This is a genomic window from Mucilaginibacter aquariorum (assembly GCF_024498135.1).
Taxonomy (GTDB): Bacteria; Bacteroidota; Bacteroidia; order Sphingobacteriales; family Sphingobacteriaceae; genus Mucilaginibacter; species Mucilaginibacter aquariorum.
In genome coordinates this window covers 55,106-78,921 of record NZ_JANHOH010000007.1, presented here as the reverse complement: position 1 = coordinate 78,921, position 23,816 = coordinate 55,106, and the positions used below count along the sequence as shown (strand labels likewise).

The window sequence follows — 23,816 nt, the reverse complement described above, 5'->3', positions numbered from 1 at the left end:
TATAAACAATGTGATATTTGTGTTACTTTTAATTATAAAGCAAGGTAAAACTATTCTATAAAAGTAAGCAAAGCATGCTGACTCGCGGTATGCAGGTCCCTCCAAACCCTATTGATCTCGGTATCCGGCGATGCCGCCATCAAACCGCAATAGGGGTACAATTCATCCACACATTCGCGTGCTATTTTGGCTAATACCCTGCTGGTATGGCTAACTGCTTTCAATAATACTTCGTTCATGGGTTCGTTCCATGAAGCTTCAACCGCTTCAAAAAAGCTTGCGCGGGCCTGGTTTAATAATGCTGTTGCCGATTCCAGCGCTTCTTCCATCACCAAAACATTTGCCTGGTTAACCCGCCGTATATTGGTTGCCTTATTTGCAAAGGCTGCTACGCACAGATCAGTAAAATGCACCGCCAGGCCTGATATATTCGCGGCCAGCGTAGCTTCGGCCAGTTGAAAAAATGGGTAAGTGTATAATTGCGCATCAATTACAGCTGCCGCCGGGTCAATTTTAAAGCAGCGGTTACTATCAACATATAAATTTTCAACCTTATAGGCATCGCTGCCTGTTGCTATCATGCCTATATATTTCCAGCCGGATACAAGCGCTACATCTTTCCTGTCCAATACAAATGGTAATATTAGTTGTGTACCGTCTGCATTTAAAACAGGTGCATCGCCATTCATTATATTACAGTTAACCGTAATATAGGTAGCATGGTGCACACCGCTGGCGTATTTCCAGCTACCAGTTATCATATAGCCATCGCCGGAAATTGTTGCCGTACCCGTAGGCGCGCCGCTGCCTGCCAAACAAACCTTGGGGTCTTTATAAATTTGCTTCGCGATTTCGGGATCAAGGAACCCGCCAAACCAGCCGGCACCACAGCACAAGGTAACTACCCAGCCCAGGCTGCCATCAGCCCAGCTTAAAGCTTCTTCTATTTTTACCAGTTGAGGCAATGGCGTTTGTAAGCCGCCGTATTCGGCAGGCGATACCAGGTTAAACCATTGCTGCTCATAAACCAATGCCAGTTGCGCCTCATTCAGTTTGCCTAATTGCTCTGCTTCGGCCGCGTTATCGCGTATAATTTCAACCCACTGGGGCTGCATTATTAATGATGGATGATCTGTTTTTTTCATGCTACCTCCACATTAAGTAATAATTGTTCTTCTTTTAACCGTTCTTCTTTAATGATCTTTCGCCAGTCCAGGTAACCAAAAATGGCCACCACAAACAAAAACGCCGTAAGCAAGGCAAACAACGCCAGGTTTTTATGGAATAACAGGGGTACAGCAAACAGGTTGCTTACATTAAGCAATACCCAGTTCTCTATTTTGCGCCGGGCCAAAAGCCACATACCCGCCCATGCGGTTGATGACACCCACGAATCCCAAACCGGCACGGTTGATTGTGTGAAATTGATAAGCAACAGGTACAGTATGCCCCAGCCTGCAAAAACGATCAGCAGTGTAACTATCCATTCCTGCCGGTTGGCGTATGATACCTTTACAGGTGGCTCGTTCCGTTTTTTTACCCAATGATACCAGCCATAAAAGCTCATTACTACATAATAGCAGCTCAGCAGGCATTCGGCATAAAGGGCAACATTAAGCAGCAGATATATAGAAATTAAGGTGCCGGCTATACCTGTTGGGTATAGCCACACCTTGTTAGCCTTGGCAAGCAATACTTCCGTTACGCCCAACAGTACGGCCGTCCACTCCAGCCATGTGGTAGCTTTTACCTGCTCTATGAACAGGTCTATCCAATTTTGCATAGCTATCGGTTAAAAGCTTAAATTAAGCGATGCCAGGAAATTGCGCGTTGCCTGCGGGAAATAGTAATTGTAGTTTACCAGCGTCCCGCCATCCACCTCCGGATAGGTAGCTCCGTTTGCCTCATATTTTTTGCTGAAAACATTATTAACCAGTAACCCTATGCCAATATTCTTGATGGCTTTTGTGCTGAAATTGTAGCTCAGCCTTACATCATTTACAAAATATGCTTTCAAATACCTGTTAACCGCGTATGGGTTATCAGCCACATCCGGCGAGGTTGTAATACCAGTTGGGTTAATGTTGCTTGTATTATCCAGATACTGTTTGCTCACGTATTTGCTGATAAATGCAATACTCCCATTTTTTACAGGCGAGTAAGCGATCTCACTTCCGGCTATTAATGATGGCGAAAACGCGATGTTGGTCTTTTTAAAAGATTGCACTACTGGTGGCAACGGATTGAAATCAGGATCGTAGCTGGCTAATGACCGGTTCAGGTCCTTAATTTTATTGGTGCTGATAGTAGCATTGGCTGCCCAGCTTAACTGGTTTGTTATTTTAACCCGCCCGTCAAATTCGATACCGGCCCTGTAGCTGTTATCAACGTTCATACGTGTTGCCGAGCCTACATCGTTTAAAGCGCCTGTTAATATCAACTGGTTTTTATATAACATATAAAACAGATTGATACCGCCTTTAAATACATCTCCGCTGGTGCGGTAGCCGGCTTCAAAATCTTTCAAGTTTTCGGGCTTAGGCCTGCTGACCGGGGTAGAGTTGGTGTAATCGTCGCGGTTAGGTTCGTGATTACCTACCGCGAATGATGCATAAATGTTATTGTGCTCATCCAGCTCGTAAGTTATACCCGCTTTAGGATTAAAAAAGTTAAGCGTAGCATTTTGCTGCACGTTATTCAGGTTCCTGTCGAACCCAAGGAACGAATAATAAATACGGCGGTATTGCAGATCGGCAAACAGGGTTACATCACCTAATTTATATTCGCCGCGGCCAAATATGTTAAAGTCGCTCTTTTCGGCATCATCACGATAGTACTCATAATTAGGTGGGATGCCCGCATCCTGCTGAGTGTAAATTATGTTACCGTAGTGTGCACCGGTATAGCGGTTGTAGGCACCGCCTAAAGTAAGGTTAAGATTGCTTTTGGGCTGATATTTTAAGGCATAGGTTACGCCATAAAAATCGTTATTTAACCAAAGGCGGCGGGCCAGGTTGGTGTTGGTAATGGTAGAATCGCCAACAACCACGGGGGTTAAGCCATAGTTTGCTACCGCAGCATCCTTCTTAAACTCTTCATAATAGCCAAAACCTTTGGTATAATGCAGGGCCCCGCTAAATGATAATTTATCAGACAGTTTTTGATCATACAATAACTGGTAATGGTTTTGCTGATAATTATCCACCTGGTCTTTGTAATAAGAGCCGTCGGGCATTAAACCCAATTCGTTATAGGTACGGTTATTAGGGATACTGTTATTGTTGATCACAGTATCAGGAACACCGTTCCAAGCCTGGTAGGTACGTTCGATACCCGAAAAAACATTAAGTCTTAAGGTGCTGCTTTTACCATAATAAGCACCACTCACAAAAAACGATTTCAGGTCGGATGATGCGCGGTCAATATACCCGTCAGATTTAATCCTCGACAGGCGGCCATCCACACTAAAATGCCCTCCCAATAAACCGGTACCCATACTTACCGTATTTTTAATGGTATTGTAGGAGCCCGCGGTTGTGTTGATCTCTGCAAAACCGGTATCGCGGCGGGTAGCGGTTTGTATGTTGATACTACCACCAAAAGCGCCTGCGCCGTTTGTTGATGTACCCACGCCGCGCTGCACCTGTATATTATTAACAGACGATGCCAGATCGGGCAGGTTGATGAAGAACGAGCCCTGACTTTCGGCATCGTTCAAAGGGATGCCATTAACGGTAACATTCACCCTTGTGCCATCGCTGCCACGGATCCGGATACCCGTATAGCCAACACCCGCCCCGGCATCAGAACTTACCACTACCGATGGGGTTTGGTTTAACAAATAAGGCATATCCTGCCCAAAATTGTTTTTTTGCAGGTCTTTCTTGCTTAAGTTGGTAAATGCCGTTGGCGAGTTTTTGCCCGCGCGGGTGGCGGTTACCGTAACTTCTTCGGCGCTGAACGTGGCGTTTGTAAGTGCTATGTTAAGCGTATGGTTGCCTTTTAAAGTAATGGTTTGGGTGGTTACCTGGTAGCCTATATAACTGACTTTAACCGTGTAAGTACCACCGGGAAGGCCGGCAATTTGGTAGCTGCCTCTTACATCTGTTTGTGTATTAATAGCCGGGCTGGTAATGCTTACGGTTGCGCCGGGCAATGCTTCGCCGGCCTGATTCGTGATTTTTCCGCTGATGGAAAATTGAGCCGATGCCAAAACAGGCAGCAGCAGGGCGATAAGCGCCGTGAATAAATTTTTCAATTTTTGTTAAACAATAAATTAGTTAAACCATCTGCTCACCAGGGTATAATGGCAGTACACTTAACTTGTTACCTCTCCCTACGCCGGCATTACCCGGATCAGGTGCATGTTCTTTTTAAAGTTGGAAGCCTCTCATAAAATCTAAAGCGTGCACACTTTTCGACTTATTAATTTGACTTTTAACTTTTCAAAAAACAATGGGTTTGATCTCAGCCTGTCTTTCAGTTTGATTGCTCAAAGCAAGGCACCCCTTGAGAATTATGGGGCAAATATAGGAAAATAGATATGAGATGTGAGACTTTAGATATGAGAAATACTGCTGTGAGCGTCAATAGTTATCAAATTTGCAAACTTTCTTCTATCTCAATACTCACATCTCACACCTCATATCTCAAAAAACATTACTTTTGCTGACTTTTAAAAGAAGGAATTATGCTTAGAACACATACCTGCGGACAATTAAATATCAGCAATTTAGGTGAAACGGTAACCCTTTGCGGATGGGTTCAAAAATCGCGCGATTTGGGTGGTACAACTTTTATAGATGTGCGCGACCGTTATGGTTTAACACAACTGGTTTTAAATACCGATACAGATGCCGACCTGCGCGAAGCCGGAAAGCAACTGGGCCGTGAGTTTGTTATTAAGGTAACTGGAAAGGTGCTGGAGCGTTCTAATAAAAACACCAAGATCCCAACCGGCGAAATTGAAATTGCCGTTACCGAACTGGAAATATTAAACGCGTCCAAGATTCCACCGTTCCTTATCGAGGATGAAACAGATGGCGGCGAAGAGCTACGCGCTAAATACCGCTACCTTGACCTGCGCCGTAACCCAATACGCAATAACCTTGTTCTGCGCCACAAAATGGCCCAGGAGATCCGTAAATATTTAGACGGGCTTGACTTTATTGAGGTAGAAACCCCGGTACTGATCAAATCAACCCCGGAAGGCGCGCGCGATTTTGTGGTGCCAAGCCGCATGAACCCGGGCGAGTTTTACGCCCTGCCGCAATCGCCACAGACTTTTAAGCAATTGCTGATGGTTAGCGGTTTCGACCGTTACTTCCAGATAGTAAAATGCTTTAGGGATGAGGACCTGCGTGCCGACAGGCAACCGGAGTTTACGCAGATTGACTGCGAAATGTCGTTCATTACCCAGGAAGATATCCTAAATATTTTTGAAGGGCTAACCCGTCACCTGTTCAGCACCGTTAAGGGTTTGGAACTTGGCGATTTCCCGCGCATGCAATATGCTGACGCCATGCGTTTATATGGTTCTGATAAACCTGATACCCGTTTTGGGATGCAGTTTGTTGAATTGAACGATGTGGTAAAAGGTAAAGGCTTCAGCATTTTTGATAATGCCGAACTTGTTGTTGGTATTAACGCTAAAGGCTGTGCCAATTATACCCGCAAGCAAATTGATGAACTAACCGAGTGGATGAAACGCCCGCAAATTGGCGCTACCGGCCTTATCTATGCCCGCCATAACGAAGACGGCACGATAAAATCATCAGTTGATAAATTTTATAACGAAGAAGAACTGGCTAAATGGAGCGCAGCTTTTTCAACAGAAAAAGGCGATTTAATTTTAATATTAGCCGGCGAAACTGATAAAGTACGCAAGCAATTAAACGAGCTGCGTTTAGAGGTTGGCGGCCGTTTAGGCTTACGCGATAAAAATAAATTCGCGCCGCTTTGGGTGTTGGATTTCCCGCTGTTGGAGTGGGATGAAGAAACCGAGCGCTACCACGCGATGCACCATCCGTTCACCTCGCCTAAACCAGAGGATATCGCCCTGTTAGATACCGATCCTAAAAATGTTCGTGCAAACGCTTATGACCTTGTTATAAACGGCACCGAAATTGGCGGTGGCTCTATCCGTATCCACGACCGTGCTTTGCAATCGTTAATGTTTAAACACCTGGGCTTTTCGCCGGAAGAAGCGCAAAAACAATTTGGCTTTTTAATGGACGCCTTTGAATATGGCGCGCCTCCGCATGGTGGTATCGCTTTCGGGTTCGACAGGTTGACCTCCATCTTCGCCGGATTAGACTCTATCCGTGATGTTATCGCGTTCCCAAAAAACAATTCGGGCCGTGATGTAATGATAGATTCGCCATCAACTATAGCTGATGCGCAACTAAATGAACTAAAAATTAAAACAACTGTATCACCAGCGTAATTTTATACGTATTATAAAAATATGAAGAAACATTTTCTACTACTAAGCTTGTTCCTGGCGGTTTTTGCCTCATGCAAAAAGGATAGCAAATTTGATGCTAACGCACAGGCTGCAAAAGATGAGACAGCGATACAGGCTTATTTGGCCGCTAACCCCAGCATTGATGCTACTAAAGATGCGAGTGGCGTTTATTACCAGGTTATAACCGAAGGTACTGGTGCAAATCCTACAGCTACAAGTACTGTTACAGTAAACTACGTTGGCAAATTGTTAGATGGTACCCAGTTTGATGCCGGTACCGGGTTGGCAGCTAACTTACAAGGTGGCATTATTAAAGGCTGGAAAACCGGCTTGCTTCATGGTAAAGTTAACGGTCGTTTATTGCTTATCATTCCTTCTGGTTTGGCATATGGCAATACATCCCCAAGCGCTAAAGTTCCGGCAAACTCGGTATTAGTATTTACCATTGACATATTGAGTATTCAGTAATAAACATCTTAATTTTAAACATCAATAACTAATTATGAAAAAGTACTTATTTATTTTAAGCATGGTCGCTTTAGGCCTTAGTTCATGTTCGAAAACCGAGACGCCTCCTCCCTTTGATCCGGTTGCACAAGCCAAACTTGACGATGCCGCTATAAAAAGTTATTTAGCCGCGCATAGCAATATTACAGCTACCAAAGATTCGTCGGGTTTATATTACCAGGTTATAACTGAAGGCACAGGTTCAGTTATAACCAATGCCTCAACAGTAAAAGTAAGTTATGTAGGCACCACTTTACAGGGCGCCCAGTTTGATGCTAATGAAAATTATACTACAGCACTCTCTGCATCCACCAATATAATTACAGGCTGGAAAATTGGCGTTCCAAAGATTAAAGGGGGCGGAAAAATATTATTGATCATACCTTCTGCATTAGCTTACGGTCCATTTGGTAACGGGCCTATTGCCCCAAACTCTGTTATTATATTTACTATTACGGTTAAGGACGTAACTCCGGTAATCCCAGCAATATAATATCCGATACAATATTTTAAAAAGCGCTTTACTAAACTAAAGCGCTTTTTTATTTGCTATAACCCTGTAAACGGTGTTTTATTGAATGCACTGCCCACAGGAATAGTTTGGGTACCTATATGCACCTGGTGGCGCTCTATCCTGTCAATCTTATCCTTATTTACAATGTATGACCTGTGCACTCTTTCAAATTGTTGTTTTGGCAGCAGTGCAAGCGTATCATTAATGGTCAGCCTTGATAATATTTTGCGGCCATCGGCTAAAATAAAGCTCATATAATTGCCGCCGCTTTCCAGGTAAAGTATATCTGTAAAATTAATTTTAACCTGCTCATACCCGGCTTTTATAAATATACTCCCGTTAGTTTCCGGCTGATTATTGCCTTTTGCTTGCAGTAGATCATTCGCTTTGTGACACGCTTTTAAAAACCGTGTAAATGCAAATGGCTTAAGCAGGTAGTCAATAGCGTTTAGCTCATAACTTTGCACTGCATGCTCGGCATAGGCCGTAGTGAAAATAACCATTGGCCTTTGCTGAAGGCTTTCCATTAATTCCAAGCCCGATATATCGGGCATTTTAATATCCAGAAAAAGCAGCTCTACGGGATTTTTCGCTAAATATTCAATGGCTTTAAAAGCATCCGTAAAACAAGCAGTAAGATGCAGGAAAGGCACCTTATCCGCGTGTGATCGTACAACCTCGAGGGCTAAAGGTTCATCATCAATGGCAATGGCTGTTATCATAAATATTGTTCTATCACTTTATATAACCCGGCTTTATCACTTGGCCGTTTGGTGTTGGCCTGTACCAGTTTCCCTTCTTTATCAAAAATGAAATACATAGGGTAATACCTTGTGGCATTGTCTTTTGGCATCAGCTCGGTCCAAAACTGTTGAATATCTTTATTGCTTTTGCGTAGGTGTAACCCCGTCATTCCGTTCACTTTTATAAAATCGCGCCATTGGCTGTCTTTCATGTCATCATCCATGTCAAGGTAAACAAAAGCTACATCTTTACCTTTAAAATATTGTTTTAGTTGCGGGTTATAGCGCAGTTCTTCTTTGCAGGGGCCACACCATGTGCCCCAAATATCTAAATAAACAACCTTGCCTTTTAGCTTATTAATAATCTCGTAAATGGACGTCATTTTTTCGTAACCATCGGCAATAATAATATCCTTGTTGGCCCTGTTTTCGGCAAGTAAAACCTCCAGCGTTTCCATCTTGGCGGATAGGTAAGGAATATATTTACTCTGCGGATAATGTGTTTTCAACTCCTCCATTAAAGGTTTGGCGTAGGCTAAGTCCTTGCTACTGCATTTTGTGAAAATATTTTGTGCTAGCCAGCTCTCGGCTATATCCCTCGGGTAATTGTTTTTAACCAATATCCAGTTGATGAATGATTTGCCTTTTAGCTTTGCTACCCTATTACCGCTATCAATGGTAATGTTGTAATACTTCAGAAAAGTTGACGGGTCTTTAACTTTCTCGGCAGGCAGATCTTTAAACGCCATAATTTCGTAATAACCAATGTAGCTATCGGCAAAAAAATAATACTGTTGCCCTGCAGGCAGTATTTCGGGATTCAGTAGTACATCTTTATAAAAGCTCTCTATAAAACTAAAGATTTGGCTTCTCTCGCCCTTCATATATGCACGTGCAAAAAAGTTTAGCTGGGTAATGTAATTTGCCTTTATCTCCTGAATTATCAGTTTTTTATCGTTTATAGATAAGCCGGACGACCGTATTAACCCTATGTTGTTATCGCGCATAGCAGCCCACGGCTTTATTATTTGCTCCTGCAGTTCGGTATTCGTAAGCTTTTCATACGGGTTGGTTTTATTATCTTTTGCGAAAAACGGGATCGCATTTAAGCTCACGCCATACAACAACATGTTCTCTTCTGCAGCCGAACCTTTAAAGTTGGTAATGCTGGTATCCGCGGGGTTTAGGGTTATATGAAGTGACTTGCCGGGAGTAAGCAGCAAGGTTGATGTTTTGCCCTCAAAGTTTATAGTAGCAAATTTTTGCTGCGGTACGTTAATGGTTTTATTAAAATTCCCCTGCGCGTCAACAGGTATAGCTATGTCATTATCATGATAGTAGCCATAAATAAAGGGGATATTCAAGTAAAGCGTGTCGGCCCGGGTAGTATTATTTACTTTGCCGCTTAGTTTAAACTGGGCAAAAATGTTAGTTGTCGTGCCGATGATAAGCACGAGTATAATTAGTTTTTTCATGATAATTGCAGGGTTAGGTGGATAAAAAATTCGTTTGCATTTTGACGGATAACAAGCTCATGCTTATGGGGATAAAGGAGTTGCAGGCGCTGTTTTACATTCTCCAGCCCAATGCCCGATCGTTCCTTTTCGGGGTCGTTCTCTTTCGCCTGATGCAGGCTGTTGTAAACATCCAGTTGTAAAACACCATCCGTTAACTGCAAGCTGATATTTATCCATGATCTTTGTTTAAAGCTCAACCCATGCTTATAGGCATTCTCTATGAAAGGGATAAGCAGCATGGGTGCAATGTTTACCGTATTGTATTTATCTGTGATGTCTGTTTTTATTTCGATATTATCCGATAGGGCAACGCGCAGGTTTTGCAGATCGATATAGTTGTGAAGGTATTCCATCTCGCGCGATAGGGGTATAATATCCTGGTTGTTTTCGTGCAGCATAAAGCGCATCATATCCCCTAATTTCTGGATGCCCTCTCCTGTTTTTTCGGCCTTTTCTGTAAGAGCTGTTCCGTAAAGAGTGTTTAGTACATTAAACAAAAAATGCGGGTTTATCTGCGAGCGCAAAAACTGCAGGTTGGCATCCGAAGCGCCCAAAGCTGTTTTTAAAGTAGATAGTTGTTGATACGTTTTGGCATTGGTGAGGTATACCGCCCACGATAAACCAACTGTTAAAGCTAATGGCGGCAGCCAATAAATAACAATGTGACCTAACAAAGACAGGCCTGGCGCAAACTGCATAAGCATGGCTATCTCTAACATACCCAGCATTACGGCTACCGTAATTAACCCCAATAGATAGGTACCCATCTGTGGGAAAACACCTTTTTTATAAAGCGGGATCAACCAGTATAAATTGATAAAATAGATACAGAAGCAAAAAGGCAAAACCACCAGGTAAAACGGACCTATTCCGGTTAAAAAAGGACCATTAATGACCAACACAGGAAACAACAAGGCAAGCCACGCTGAAACTACCAATATAATTTCCCTTAAAATGCGAGAGGACAGGTTTTGCTTTGCTTTATAAATACTAAACTGATAAATGATACCTTCCCGTATCAATAAGTATACTCCGTATATCAAAAAAAACAAGGTTGCCGTACTAAAACCGCGACTAAAAAACGCCATGTTCGCAGCTTGCCCTTTAGGGTACTGATCATATATCCAACTGCTTTGGTAGCTTTGTATTACCATAAAGCAAAGGCCCATTCCTATTAACACACCTAATGTTGCACCTATAGCAGCCGGGTACATTTTGCGCCACCATAGTTTAGGCAAAACATAAAAATTTAACACCAGGAACCCGCAGTAAGTAACTATAATAAAAAACAGGCGCGGTAGCAGTTGGTTAAAAATAGTATCAGTACTTAAATGGCTGCGTGTAATGGTGTAACCATAATCGTTTAACCCGTAATAAATTTTGGAGAACAGGATCAGTATAAAAAACACGGTTGATACCCAAAGCTCTATTTTGCTATATTTCATGATAGGTTTTGATAATTATGATACAAGCTTAAGCCAAACTACAGCAGGTATAAAATAAATGTGACGAAGGCATTGTAAAATGTGACGGACAATGATTTTGGGTATAAATACTTATATTTAGCAGGCCTAAGCCCTTTGATCATGAAAAAAATACTCATCCCTGCGGTCCTGTTTTTTTCGCTAACAGTAAGCGCGCAAAACACACCCTTAAGAAAAACAATAAGCACAAAAGCCGATGCCCTGGAAAGCAAAATAATTGCCTGGCGGCGCGATTTTCATGAACACCCGGAACTGGGGAACCGCGAGGTACGCACATCTGGTATTATTGCCAAGCATCTGCAGTCGTTAGGTATAGAGGTACAAACCGGCATTGCCACTACCGGCGTTGTTGGCATTTTAAAAGGCGGTTTGCCGGGCCCTGTTGTTGCACTACGTGCCGATATGGATGGCTTGCCTGTTACCGAGCGGGTTAATCTACCATTCGCTTCAAAAGTAAAGGCCCAGTATAACGGGCAGGAGGTTGGCGTAATGCATGCCTGCGGGCACGATTCGCACATGGCCATATTAATGGGAGTGGCCGAGATACTATCATCTATGAAAAAAGACCTGCGGGGTACTGTAAAATTCATTTTTCAGCCGGCAGAAGAGGGTGCGCCGGTAGGCGAAAAGGGTGGTGCCGAAGAGATGGTGAAACAGGGTGTAATGGAGAACCCAAAGGTTGATGTTATATTTGGCTTACACATAAACTCGCAGACCGAAGCGGGTAAAATAGTTTACCGCCCGGGCGGTACAATGGCAGGGGTGAAAGATCTTCAGATCATTGTAAAAGGGCGCTCGGCACATGGCGCTTACCCATGGAGCAGTATCGACCCTATTGTAGTTTCGGCACAGATCATCAGTAGCTTGCCAAGCATTGTTAGCCGCAATATAAATGTTACCGAAAACCCCGCCGTGGTAACCATCGGTTTAATAAATGGAGGCTCGCGCTTCAATATCATCCCCGAGAGTGTTAAAATGCAGGGTACCGTACGGTACTTTACCGATGCTGACGAGAAAACGATCACCGAAAACGTAAAACGAATCGCCACCAAAACTGCCGAAGCCTATGGCGCGACAGCCGAGGTACAGATCCCCTATAGCAATAAATATCCTGTTACCTTTAATGATATAGCCCTTACCGCCAAAATGCTGCCTACATTAGAAGCTACCGCAGGTAAAGAAAATGTATTGCTTCGCCCACCTGTAACCGGTGCCGAGGATTTTAGTTTTTATCAGCAAAAGGTACCGGGCATATTCTTCTTTTTAGGCGGTATGCCCAAAGGCGGCAACAGTATAACAGCCCCATCGCATCATACGCCCGATTTTTTTATTGACGAAAGCGGGTTTACCCTGGGTGTTAAAGCCCTTTGTAATTTAACGTTAGATTATATGGCGGGGAAAGGGAAGTAATAAATGCCCAACCTACTTTTCATCTGCAGTAAAAACCAATGGCGTAGCCCAACGGCCGAGCTATTATTTAAAGGGCATCAGTTGCATAATGCCCGTTCTGCCGGTACAAGCGACAAAGCCCGTATCAAACTCAATCAAAAGTTAATTGATTGGGCCGATGTTGTTTTTGTGATGGAATATAAACACCGGGATATCATTAAAGAGCATTTTGATGCTCGCCACAAACAGCTCCTGGTTTTAAATATTGAAGATGATTACCAGTTTAACGACCCGGAATTAGTGGAGATATTAAAAGCCGGGCTGGCGGATTGGTTGTAGAATCAATTGAAGGCGGTATGTCAGTCTGAGCCTGTCGAAGACTTAGCTGCTTTACTAATGGTTCGACAGGCTCACCGTGACATGTGTTTATTTATCTTGCGCTCGTCTGCTACGAGCGCTTAAGGTGTTTGGGCGATTGCATCGCCATTCTGTATCGCATCTGGAGATGCTGAACCATATTAAGCACTCGTCGCAGACGAGCGCAAGAATACGATGTGTCAATCTGAGCTTGTCGAAGATTCGCCACCCTACTAATGGTTCGACAGGCTCACCATGACATGTGTTTACTTATCCACCTTCCTAAAATCGTAGGCATTATATTCTACAAAATCGGCTACCTTAACCCTTATGCCCGTTACTTTGCCATCCTTAACCGTAAATGGGAATATTGCCTTGCCATAAACCGGGTCAGAAAATGTTACGTAGAAGCGGTTACCTCCAAGTGGTTGTAAACGGGCAAACATTTTAGGGTGATGCTCAAAACGGATCTCCAGGTCATTCCCTACTTCGCCTTGCGTAATATCCAGGCTGCCGTAAAGGTCGTTCACATATTTACCGGTGTACTTACTTGTCGATAGCTCCGGCTTAATATTTAGCAGGGTACTATCGCGCAGCTTTTTATCAGCTGCCAGCTCATTTGCGGTGCTGGTTTTATTGTAGGCCAGGTAGGTATCGTTATAATGATAGTTTTTGTTTTTAAAGAATGCGTCGATTATGTCCCAGCGCAGCGCTTCGTAAAGGGCGTTCTGGTCTGTATTGGTGAGGATGATAATACCTAAGTTTTCTTTCGGCACCAGTGTTACCGATGATACATAACCATTAACCCCGCCATCGTGCATTACCAAACGGCGGCCATCATAGTCCTGTATAAACCAACCCAGGCCATAAAGCTGGAAACCTGTATCGCCATTTAAATGGTTAACGTTGCCCACTACATCCTGCGGTTGGCGCGTCGCTGCAATTGCCGCCGCCGGTATTACCTGTTTATTGCCCACCTTGCCATTATCCAGCAAAGCCATTACCCATTTACTCATATCGCTAACAGATGAGCTGATGCTGCCCGCAGGCGCCAATCCGTCTATATTGCAATAAGGTATGGCGGTCAACCTACCGTCAACCAAGGTGTGCGGCACGGTACGGTTCAGCGCTTTCGGCATTTCGGCTGTTAACGCCAGCGTGTTAGTCATCCCCAGCGGGGCAAAAATGCTTTCTTTTAAATACACCTCCCATGGTTTACCGGTAACCCTCGGGATAATCTCGCCCGCCGTTAAAAATGCCGAATTAGTGTACCCCCATGTGGTACGGAAAGGATAGGTAGCCTTCATTTTACCCAGCTTTTCTATTACATCGTGGCGGCTTAGGTTAGTATTATAAAAGGTAAAATCGCCCTGAAAGGTGCGGAAACCCAGGCGGTGACTCAGCAGATCTTTCACAATGGCCATCTCGCCCGCGGCTTTGTTTTCCAGCTTAAATTCGGGGATATATTTAGTTACTTTTTCATCTAACGACAGTTTCTTTTCGGCCTGCAGCATGGCTAATGCGGTAGCAGTAAAGGCTTTGGTGTTACTACCTATCATGAATAAGGTATTTACATCTACCTTGTTTGGCAGGCCAAGCTCTTTAATACCATAACCTTTCATCAGCACAATTTTGCCATCCTTTACTATACAAACCGCAGCACCGGGAATGCGCCAGTTAGTAAGCGCCTTGTTTATATAAATATCCAGACTATCCCTTATAAACTTGCTTCTATCTACGGTTTGGGCGTTTACAGTTACAGCGGCAATAAGGCATACAAGTAGCAAGTGTAATTTTTTCATAGGATATTATATCAAGGGCTTTAAAATGCTAATTTAACGCAAAATTTACATCAGCGTTATTTATTTAATAAAATCAGGAACAATCCTAAAAAAAACAATTTTCATGAACATTAAATACTATCGGACAGGGCTATTCGCCATTGCGTTTTTGCTTTTAACTCTGGCACAAAACGCCGTTATGGCTCAAATACCATCTACACATTGGGCAAAAGACGGGTACCAATACTACAAAGTACAAAGCGGCGAAATTGTTGTGCTTGATGCTCGCGATGCCGCTAAAAAAACAGTTTTGCTAAGTAAGGAGATGCTTACCCCGCAAGGAAAACAACCCATAACGGTGCGTAATTTTTACCTGTCGGATGACGGGCAGAAGGTTTTGCTTTATACGAACGCTAAAAAAGTATGGCGTTACCCAACCCGCGGCGATTACTGGGTGTACGATTTTACAGCTAAAAAATTAACCAAATTGGGCGCTAACCTGCCTGCATCGTCATTAATGTTTGGCAAGTTCTCGCCGGATGCAAGCAAGGTGGGCTATGTAAGCGGGCATAATATTTATGTAGAAACTTTAGCAGACGGCAGCGTTAAACAATTAACTACCGATGGTACTACAAAGCTTATAAATGGCACATTTGACTGGGTGTACGAGGAAGAATTTTTCTGTCGCGATGGTTTCCGCTGGAGCCCGGATAGCAAACAGATAGCTTACTGGCAGATAGATGCCAGCAATACCAAAAACTATTTAATGCTCAACACAACCGATTCAATTTACCCTTATGTAAAACCGGTTGAGTACCCCGTTGCAGGCGAGGCGCCATCTCCTTTTAAAATAGGCGTGATAAGTGCGGCGGGCGGCACTACCAAATGGATGGATATCCCAACCGACCCTGTTTTACAATCGTATGTGACGCGAATGGAGTGGGCTGCAAATAATACCGAACTGATCATTCAGCACCTGAACAGGGCGCAAAACCAAACAGAGGTGATGCTTTGTAATGTTGCCAGTGGTAAATCATCAACCATTTATCAGGAAAAAGATGCTGCATGGGTAGATATTTTACCTGAGTGGGAAGAGCACTATTATTATGGTGGCTGGGACTGGTTTAAAAACGGCGCCGATTTTTTATGGGCAAGCGAAAAAGACGGATGGCGCCATTTATACCGCATAAGCCACGATGGTAAAAAAGAAAAGTTGGTTACCAAAGGCAATTACGATGTGATGCAGATAAACGCTATAGATGAAAAATCGGGGTACGTTTACTTTTCGGCTTCGCCGGATAATGCTACGCAAAAGTATTTATACCGTACAAAATTAGATGGCAGCGGCAAGGCCGAGCGCCTTTCGCCGGCCAACCAGGTGGGCACGCATGAATACGATGTATCACCAAATGGGAAGGCTGCTACACATACCTTCTCTAACTATTATACCGAACGTATTAACGAAGTAGTTTCCCTGCCAGACCATAAAACCTTTAGCGGCGACGAAAAAGTGGCCAAAGCGCTAACCGCATCAGCTGGTTTAAAGGCAAAATCGAATGTTGAGTTCTTTAAAGTAAAAACCGAGGAAGGCGTAGAGATGGACGGCTGGATGGTGAAACCGGATAACTTTGATCCGGCTAAGAAATATCCTGTTGTTTTATATGTATATGGCGAACCATGGGGCCAGAACGTAAAGGACGAGAACGGCAGCAGCGATAACTTTATGTACACCGGCAATATGGCCCAGGATGGCTACATCTACATGTCGATTGATAACCGTGGTACACCTGTTCCTAAAGGCCGCGAATGGCGTAAATCTATCTATAAAGGTATTGGCACGCTTAACATTCGCGATCTGGCTATGGGCACCAAACAATTGTTAAAAGAACGCGCTTATCTGGATACCTCACGTGTAGCGGTATGGGGATGGAGTGGCGGCGGATCATCAACCTTAAACCTGATGTTCCAATACCCCGAAATTTTTAAAACCGGTATTGCTATTGCAGCAGTGGGCAACCAGTTAACTTATGATAATATTTACCAGGAACGTTACACCGGTGTGCCTGTTGATGAAGCAGGCAAGGCAGCATTCTTAAAAGGATCACCTGTTACCTATGCTAAAAACCTAAAAGGTAACTTACTATACATACATGGCACCGGCGATGATAATGTGCATTACCAAAATGCGGAGCTGTTGATAAACGAACTGGTTAAAAACAACAAGCAATTTCAGCTGATGTTATACCCTAACCGTACCCACAGCATATCTGAAGGGCCTGGCACAGGGATCCATTTACGCACCCTGTATACAAACTATTTAAGAGAGCATTGCCCTCCGGGAGCAAGATAACCCTCCGCAAAGCCCTCTCCTTTGGAGAGGGTTGGGTGAGGCTAAAAAGAAAGCCCCGCAGATGATGCGGGGCTTCTTTATATTAAATAAGTTTATAATTGGTTAAAAGGGAAGATCGTCGGCATCGTTATTACGATAGCCCTCGGTATCAGTGGTTTTTGCTATAGCCGGGCGATGATTGCCGTCGTTCTCAAAATCAGTTTTGCGGCCCAGCATAGTAAAGTTTTCTGCAACAACTTCGGTTGTATATTTTTTAACCCCTTCTTTATCTTCAAAAGAGCGGGTGCGCAGTTTACCTTCAATATAAACAAGTTTGCCTTTTTGCAAAAACTTAGCTGCTACATCTGCAAGACCACGCCACATAACAATGTTATGCCATTCGGTTTGTTCAACCTTACGGCCATCCTTATTAAACGTTTCAGATGTTGCCAAAGGAAAGCTTGCAACAGCTACACCACCCTCTAAATGTCGTACTTCGGGATCTTTACCTAAATGCCCAACAAGTATCACTTTATTAATTCCAGACATGCCATAAATTAACGGAGAATTATTTAGAAATTAAAAAAATATTTTATAAATATAAAAATTCGTTGTGGAAGCGCTAAATTTTTCAAATTAGTAACATCCGTGTAAAACCAATTGCCCTGCAACTTTTCAGGGAAATCTTTTAATATCAAAAACCTAATATACAAATTTTGATGGGTTAATACATGCTTAATTATAGCTGAATTTTCTTTTAACACAATATTTTGACCAAAAATATGCATCTGCGGAAGTTTTAATAATTCGGCCGGCTCTATTAATTCGGTTGTTTCAATCAATGGCAGATCGTACATATTCGCCCAAATATCACTTTCATCGCGTTTGTTCATTAATATCTTTTCGCCATCGGATATTAACATATAGTTAAAAAATCTTTCTCTTACTTTAACCTTGTTCGTTTTTACGGGTAAATATGTCGTCGCATTTGTTTTAAAAGCAGTGCAGTCTAAGCGTACCGGGCAAATACCGCAAGCGGGATTTTTAGGCTTGCAAAGCATCGCCCCAAACTCCATCACGGCCTGATTGTGCATTGCCGGGCGGGCTTTATCAAGCACATCATCGGCAATTTTTTGGAACATTTTTTTTCCTTTTGGCGAATTTATAGGCTCATCTACCCCAAAATACCTGGCCAACACACGATAAACATTCCCGTCAACCACCGCTCGTACCTCGTTAGCCGCGAAGGACGATATGGCAGCAGCTGTATATTCGCCAATCCCTTTAAGCTTAATTAATTCATCATACCTGGTGGGGAATACACCGTTATATTTTTCCTGAACCAGTTGAGCTGTTTTCAACATATTACGGCCGCGTGAATAATAACCCAGGCCTTGCCATAACCTTAGTATTTCGTCCTCATGCGCTGCTGCAAAGGCAGTTACCGTTGGATACTTTTCTAAAAAGCGATAAAAATAGGGCATGCCTTGCTCAACCCGGGTTTGCTGCAGTATAATTTCAGACAACCATATTATATACGCATCGGTAGTATTACGCCATGGCAGATCGCGCTTATTATCATCATACCAGCTTATCAATTCTGCAGAAAAATCCATTGAATGCAAATTAACACCTTATCATCTCTGTATCATAATTTGTAACGAAAATTGCTCATTTAGGCCTCTTCGAAAAAAAATCTGCTATTTATTTTATTCTTTAATTATAAAGCGATACTTTTGCAACCCCAAAACAGTTAAGTATTTATACATTTAAATAAAAGAAAACAGGATATGACCAAGGCAGAAATAATAGCTGAAATCTCATCTAAAACAGGAATTGAAAAAGTGGACGTGCAGGAAACTGTTGAGGCGTTTTTTAAGGTAGTTAAAAGCTCAATGGTTGGCGGCGAAAACGTATATGTAAGAGGTTTCGGCAGCTTTGTTGTTAAAAAAAGAGCTAAAAAGACAGCCCGTAACATCTCAAAAAACACTGCTATTATTATCCCTGAGCACTTTGTGCCAAGCTTTAAACCAGCTAAAACTTTTGTTGAGAAAGTACGCTCTGGTAACAAAACCACTAAAGCAGCAAAATAATTAGTATGAAGAGGAATCAAATAGTTGTTAGCGTAGCAGTAATTGCTATTATGGGCTATTTGTATTCTTTACCCGTTAAGGGTTTGGTTAAACCAAAGGAAGCAACACGCGGCGGTGCCGCGGCAATGGCCCCGGCGGTAAAAGCAAACGCTAATATAAATGCGGCTTCGGTATCAGCACTGGCTAAACCCAATATTGATGCTTCTATTGCAACTGAAATAAGCGCGCTTGAAAGTAAACTTAAAACAGCCGGCGAGGCAGATAAACTTACCCTGCAAAGGCAATTAGCCAAAGCATGGGATAGCGTTACCCAACCGGCACCTGCAGCTTTCTACTATTTTGATATTGCCCACAAAAGCAATGAAATGGCAGATTGGCTAAACGCAGGTAAAAATTTTAATGCTGCTTATAAGTTATCGCAGGATACATCTGCACAGGGTACGTATGTTGCCAACGCTGTGGAAGCGTTTGACCATGCTACCAAACTACAACCCAACAGCCTTGAGGCTAAAACAGGTTTAGGCGTTGCTTATGTAAACGGTGGCGCTATGCCAATGCAAGGTATTACACTTTTGCTTGATGTGGTAAAGCAAGACCCAAAGAACCACGATGCACTGCTTAATTTAGGCATGTTTGCCATGAAAAGCGGGCAGTACGCAAAAGCGGTTGACAGGTTTAAAACCATGATTGCGCAAAAGGAAGAAATTGAGCCCTATTTTTATTTAGCCGAAAGCTATAAACAACTGGGCCAAAAACAAGAAGCGATTGCAGCTTATGAAAAATGCAAAGAATTAATGGGCGATCCGGCTGCCGGACAGCGCATAGATGAGTATATAAAGGAATTAAAAAAATAAACTAACATTTAAAAATTATTACTATGCCAAGCGGTAAAAAACGTAAGAGACATAAAATGGCTACCCACAAACGTAAAAAACGTTTAAGAAAAAACAGACATAAGAAAAAATAAGCTACTTAAGTAGTTTATTACCCCGGCTTTTGTCGGGGTTTTTATGTGAGTTTTATTACCCACTTATTAACTTGCGGTGCAATTTTGCACCGTTTTAAGAAATGGAGTAGCAGTTGATAAAAGAATTAATTATCGATTCATCCCCCAACGGGGCTACTATTGCATTATTACAGGACAAACAACTTGTAGAACTCCATAAAGAGCAAATCACTAACAATTATACTGTTGGCGATATATATTTAGGCCGCATTAAAAAAATTATGCCGAGCCTAAATGCCGCTTTTGTGGATGTTGGTTACGAGAAGGATGCCTTTTTGCATTACCTTGATTTGGGGCCGCAGGTTCAAAGCCTGCTTAAGCTTACTAAACAAGTACGTAGCGGTGGGTACCAATCGAAGCTTTTAGATAATTTTAAGCCGGAAGCTGATATTAACAAAGGGGGCAAGATCTCTGATGTATTATCAAAAAGCCTGCTTGTACCTGTACAAATAGCAAAGGAGCCAATTTCTACAAAAGGCCCCCGCTTGAGTTCTGATCTGTCAATAGCAGGCCGGTATGTAGTACTTGTGCCTTTTTCTGAGGTGATATCTATCTCGAAGAAAATTAAAAGCAATACAGAACGCAACCGCCTGCGTAAGGTGGTTGAAAGCATTAAACCAAAGCATTTCGGCGTTATTATACGTACCGTATCTGAAGGTAAGGGTGTGTCTGAGCTACAGAAAGATCTGTTAGACCTGATATCTAAATGGGAAACGTTTGTTACCAAGCTACACGGAACCGAACCTGCTAAAAAGGTTTTAGGTGAAATTGGCCGTACATCAACTATCCTTAGGGATATCCTGAACCCCGATTTTCAGAACATCTATGTAAACGAGCAGAGTATGTATGAAGAGGTAAGGTCGTACATACACGAGATTTCTCCGGACCTGGAAGGCATTGTTCGTTTGCACAAACACAAGGAGCCCATTTTTGAGCACCATGGCGTTGATAAGCAAATAAAATCAACCTTTGGGAAAACGGTTAACCTTGCCGGTGGCGCCTACCTGGTTATTGAGCATACAGAAGCCCTGCACGTTATTGACGTGAACAGCGGTAACCGTACAGCTAATAAAGAGAACCAGGAAGAGAACGCTTACCAGGTAAATAAGGAAGCCGCCAAAGAAATTGCCCGCCAGTTGCGCCTGCGCGATATGGGTGGTATAGTGGTTGTCGATTTTATTGACATGCACAAGCCAACCAACCGTAAAGAGCTTTTTGATTATCTGAAAGCCCAGATGGCCGATGACCGTGCGAAGCATACCATATTACCGCCAAGTAAATTTGGTTTGATACAAATTACCCGTCAGCGGGTAAGGCCCGAAATGAACATTGTTACCAGCGAGGTTTGCCCTGCTTGTGGCGGTACAGGTACTATAAGGCCAACCATTTTGCTGCTGGATGATATTGAAAACAATTTCAACTACATCCTGGAAGAGCAAAACGAGAAAAATATTACGCTTTGTGTACACCCGTACATTGAGGCATACATTAAAAAGGGTTTATTTAACCGCCAGATGAAATGGTACTTTAAATATAACCAGTGGATAAAGATCAAGAGCAACCCTGCTTACCAGATCACCGAGTTCCACTTCTTCTCTAATAAAGACGAAGAGATAAAGTTGTAAATGTGCTTATAGGCAGATATAGAAAGAGCAGATGTTAATAGCATTTGCTCTTTTTGTTTAAAAGATATTTTCTTAGCTTACAAAATTAAAACCTAAACCGATATGAAGAAAAGTCAAATTTCATTTCTTGTTATTGCCCTTATTTTGATTGCCGCGGTGTTTACCAACCCCAACCTATCGCAGCACAGGGACGCAGTTAAACAGAAGCTTAACGAATACATTCAGAAAAAAGCTGATAAAGAGGGCGCGCTTAGCTTATTTATTGCCACGGCACTCGTAGAACGAACAATAGATACCATAATAAATAGTGATAATTATGTGTTTTTTTCACTTACCAAAGCAACATGGAAAGGCGAATCTAAAGTGGTAGGAATAGGCGTATTTGGAAACGTATTTACATTCGGAAAAATCAACGAATTAGCTACAGAAAAATAATATACGCCACATTATATCGCCATTAATAATTAATTGCTATTTTTATTAGCAAAACAATCTGCATATTTGCACATCTGAAATCTGCACATTAAATAATGGCTAAATCTAAAATCGCTTATTTCTGTCAAAGCTGTGGTTACGAATCGGCTAAGTGGCTGGGTAAATGCCCGAGCTGCCAGCAATGGAATACTTTTGTTGAAGAGATCTTAGAGAAATCAAACGCATCGGTTCCTAACTGGAAGGCGAGTCCGGCTTCATCACAGCGGGCTAATAAACCTGTTGAGGTAGCTGATATCACTTTTAAGGAAGAACACCGCCTGCTTACGCCCGATAAAGAGTTTAACCGTGTTTTAGGTGGCGGTATTGTTGCCGGCTCATTAGTATTAATTGGCGGCGAACCGGGGATAGGTAAATCAACCCTGATGCTGCAGCTGGCTTTAAATATGCCAAACGTAAAAGTGCTGTATGTATCGGGCGAGGAAAGCGACCACCAGATAAAAATGCGCGCGGAAAGGTTGGTTTCCTTAGAAACACATGAAGCAAGGGCCAGGAATAAAGAATTAAAAGAAGAATTTGGTAAGGGCTGTTTTATCCTCACCGAAACATCAACCCAAAACATATTTAAACAGATAGAAGAACTGCAGCCGGATATCCTGGTGATAGATTCTATTCAAACACTGCATTCATCGCATGTGGAATCGACCCCGGGAAGTGTATCGCAGGTACGGGAATGTACTGCAGAACTATTGCGCTTTGCCAAGGAAACTTCCACACCGGTATTCCTGATAGGCCATATCACCAAAGATGGTATGATAGCCGGACCAAAAATACTGGAACACATGGTTGATACCGTTCTACAATTTGAAGGTGATCGCCACCATGTTTACCGCATACTGCGTACTATCAAAAATCGTTTCGGCTCTTCATCAGAGCTGGGCATTTACGAAATGCTGGGTGAGGGTTTGCGCGAAGTGTCTAACCCTTCAGAAATATTACTATCGCAACGCGACGAGCCCCTAAGTGGTGTTACCATATCGGCCACATTAGAGGGCATGAGGCCCATGCTGATAGAAACCCAGGCGTTGGTAAGCACATCGGCATACGGAACGCCACAGCGCACCGCTACGGGCTTTGACACCAAACGTATGAGCATGCTATTGGCCGTGCTGGAAAAACGCTGCGGCTTTAGGTTAGGCGCTAAAGATGTATTCCTGAATATTACCGGCGGCATCCGTGTTGAGGACCCCGCTATCGACCTGGGTTTGGCAGCGGCTATTATCTCCTCGCATGAGGATATCCCCATTCCGTCAAAAACGTGTTTCGCGGGGGAAATAGGCTTATCAGGCGAGATCCGAGCGGTAAACCGCGTAGAGCAACGCATTGCCGAAGCGCAAAAACTCGGTTTCGACCAAATATTTATATCAAAATACAATATGCCGACCGCGGCTAAGGATAAGAAGCGATTAGACTTATCCCGTTACACCATTGACGTAAAGGTTGTTGGCAGGATAGAGGAAGTATTTGGGTTATTGTTTGGGTAATATCGTTATTCCGCTTTGTCATCCCGAGC

20 protein-coding genes are annotated in these 23,816 nt (G+C 43.0%); 11 read left to right on the top strand and 9 right to left on the bottom strand.

From position 1 onward, the window contains the following. Positions 1–50: 50 nt before the first annotated feature. The 3 genes from NPE20_RS20290 to NPE20_RS20280 are packed head-to-tail and all read right to left on the bottom strand — an operon-like array spanning position 51 to position 4,258. Positions 51–1,145 carry an acyl-CoA dehydrogenase family protein gene (locus NPE20_RS20290; protein ID WP_256540532.1) on the bottom strand — a complete coding sequence of 365 codons (1,095 nt, stop codon included), beginning with the start codon at positions 1,143–1,145 and terminating at the stop codon, positions 51–53. After that, positions 1,142–1,783 (bottom strand): nicotinamide riboside transporter PnuC, encoded by a 642-nt coding sequence (gene pnuC, locus NPE20_RS20285; RefSeq protein WP_256540531.1) that lies wholly within the window; start codon positions 1,781–1,783, stop codon positions 1,142–1,144. Before pnuC ends, NPE20_RS20290 begins: the two co-directional genes overlap by 4 nt. Positions 1,784–1,792: 9 nt before the next feature. Next, complete coding sequence (locus tag NPE20_RS20280; protein WP_256540530.1) at positions 1,793–4,258, bottom strand: TonB-dependent receptor; 2,466 nt, start codon at positions 4,256–4,258, stop codon at positions 1,793–1,795. 432 nt (positions 4,259–4,690) lie between these two features. Between NPE20_RS20280 and aspS the strand changes: the two genes are divergently transcribed. From aspS to NPE20_RS20265, 3 genes are read left to right on the top strand one after another with little or no spacing between them, the layout of a single operon-like run. Then, a complete protein-coding gene (aspS, locus tag NPE20_RS20275; protein ID WP_256540529.1) occupies positions 4,691–6,445 on the top strand; it encodes an aspartate--tRNA ligase in 1,755 nt (584 codons plus the stop codon). A gap of 21 nt (positions 6,446–6,466) precedes the next feature. Then, positions 6,467–6,934 (top strand): FKBP-type peptidyl-prolyl cis-trans isomerase, encoded by a 468-nt coding sequence (locus NPE20_RS20270; RefSeq protein ID WP_256540528.1) that lies wholly within the window; start codon positions 6,467–6,469, stop codon positions 6,932–6,934. Between the two features lie 34 nt (positions 6,935–6,968). Further along, entirely contained in the window at positions 6,969–7,466 is a 498-nt protein-coding gene (locus NPE20_RS20265; protein ID WP_256540527.1) for an FKBP-type peptidyl-prolyl cis-trans isomerase, read from the top strand. 56 nt (positions 7,467–7,522) lie between these two features. On the opposite strand, the gene NPE20_RS20260 is transcribed toward NPE20_RS20265, so the two are convergent. Genes NPE20_RS20260 through NPE20_RS20250 form a run of 3 tightly spaced genes read right to left on the bottom strand, consistent with a single transcriptional unit; the run spans position 7,523 to position 11,192 of the window. Next, a complete protein-coding gene (locus NPE20_RS20260) occupies positions 7,523–8,209 on the bottom strand; it encodes a LytR/AlgR family response regulator transcription factor (RefSeq protein ID WP_256540526.1) in 687 nt (228 codons plus the stop codon). Beyond that, positions 8,206–9,705, bottom strand: a complete 1,500-nt coding sequence (locus tag NPE20_RS20255) for a TlpA family protein disulfide reductase (protein ID WP_256540525.1) — start codon at positions 9,703–9,705, stop codon at positions 8,206–8,208. The genes NPE20_RS20260 and NPE20_RS20255 overlap by 4 nt, the downstream gene beginning before the upstream one ends. After that, positions 9,702–11,192 carry a sensor histidine kinase gene (locus NPE20_RS20250; RefSeq protein WP_256540524.1) on the bottom strand — a complete coding sequence of 497 codons (1,491 nt, stop codon included), beginning with the start codon at positions 11,190–11,192 and terminating at the stop codon, positions 9,702–9,704. The genes NPE20_RS20255 and NPE20_RS20250 overlap by 4 nt, the downstream gene beginning before the upstream one ends. Positions 11,193–11,333: 141 nt before the next feature. Here NPE20_RS20250 and NPE20_RS20245 point away from each other — a divergent pair, with 141 nt between their 5' ends. Together NPE20_RS20245 and NPE20_RS20240 are read left to right on the top strand one after the other, a co-directional pair. Then, positions 11,334–12,641: an amidohydrolase gene (locus tag NPE20_RS20245; protein WP_256540523.1), complete on the top strand. Its 1,308-nt coding sequence runs from the start codon at positions 11,334–11,336 to the stop codon at positions 12,639–12,641. A 3-nt stretch (positions 12,642–12,644) separates the two neighbouring features. Further along, positions 12,645–12,959, top strand: coding sequence for a low molecular weight protein tyrosine phosphatase family protein (locus tag NPE20_RS20240; protein WP_256540522.1), 315 nt, complete (start codon positions 12,645–12,647; stop codon positions 12,957–12,959). Positions 12,960–13,243: 284 nt separating this feature from the next. Here the strand turns inward: NPE20_RS20240 and NPE20_RS20235 are convergent, their stop codons facing one another. Then, positions 13,244–14,779, bottom strand: coding sequence for a serine hydrolase (locus NPE20_RS20235; protein ID WP_256540521.1), 1,536 nt, complete (start codon positions 14,777–14,779; stop codon positions 13,244–13,246). Positions 14,780–14,882: 103 nt separating this feature from the next. Between NPE20_RS20235 and NPE20_RS20230 the strand changes: the two genes are divergently transcribed. Beyond that, on the top strand, positions 14,883–17,108 hold the full coding sequence (locus NPE20_RS20230; RefSeq protein ID WP_256540520.1) for a S9 family peptidase: 2,226 nt from the start codon (positions 14,883–14,885) through the stop codon (positions 17,106–17,108). A 102-nt stretch (positions 17,109–17,210) separates the two neighbouring features. On the opposite strand, the gene NPE20_RS20225 is transcribed toward NPE20_RS20230, so the two are convergent. Then, complete coding sequence (locus NPE20_RS20225) at positions 17,211–17,636, bottom strand: single-stranded DNA-binding protein (RefSeq protein ID WP_256540519.1); 426 nt, start codon at positions 17,634–17,636, stop codon at positions 17,211–17,213. Positions 17,637–17,659: 23 nt separating this feature from the next. After that, positions 17,660–18,703, bottom strand: coding sequence for an A/G-specific adenine glycosylase (gene mutY / locus NPE20_RS20220; protein WP_256540518.1), 1,044 nt, complete (start codon positions 18,701–18,703; stop codon positions 17,660–17,662). Positions 18,704–18,877: 174 nt separating this feature from the next. On the opposite strand from mutY, the gene NPE20_RS20215 reads away from it, so the two are divergent. The 5 genes from NPE20_RS20215 to radA all read left to right on the top strand — a co-directional run bounded on the left by NPE20_RS20215 (position 18,878) and on the right by radA (position 23,787). Then, a complete protein-coding gene (locus NPE20_RS20215; RefSeq protein ID WP_256540517.1) occupies positions 18,878–19,180 on the top strand; it encodes an HU family DNA-binding protein in 303 nt (100 codons plus the stop codon). A gap of 5 nt (positions 19,181–19,185) precedes the next feature. Beyond that, on the top strand, positions 19,186–20,034 hold the full coding sequence (locus tag NPE20_RS20210) for a tetratricopeptide repeat protein (RefSeq protein WP_256540516.1): 849 nt from the start codon (positions 19,186–19,188) through the stop codon (positions 20,032–20,034). 226 nt (positions 20,035–20,260) lie between these two features. Continuing rightward, positions 20,261–21,811 carry an Rne/Rng family ribonuclease gene (locus NPE20_RS20200; RefSeq protein WP_256540515.1) on the top strand — a complete coding sequence of 517 codons (1,551 nt, stop codon included), beginning with the start codon at positions 20,261–20,263 and terminating at the stop codon, positions 21,809–21,811. A gap of 102 nt (positions 21,812–21,913) precedes the next feature. Further along, positions 21,914–22,246 carry a DUF4359 domain-containing protein gene (locus NPE20_RS20195; protein WP_256540514.1) on the top strand — a complete coding sequence of 111 codons (333 nt, stop codon included), beginning with the start codon at positions 21,914–21,916 and terminating at the stop codon, positions 22,244–22,246. Positions 22,247–22,341: 95 nt separating this feature from the next. Beyond that, positions 22,342–23,787, top strand: coding sequence for a DNA repair protein RadA (gene radA / locus NPE20_RS20190; protein WP_256540513.1), 1,446 nt, complete (start codon positions 22,342–22,344; stop codon positions 23,785–23,787). Positions 23,788–23,816: the final 29 nt, after the last annotated feature.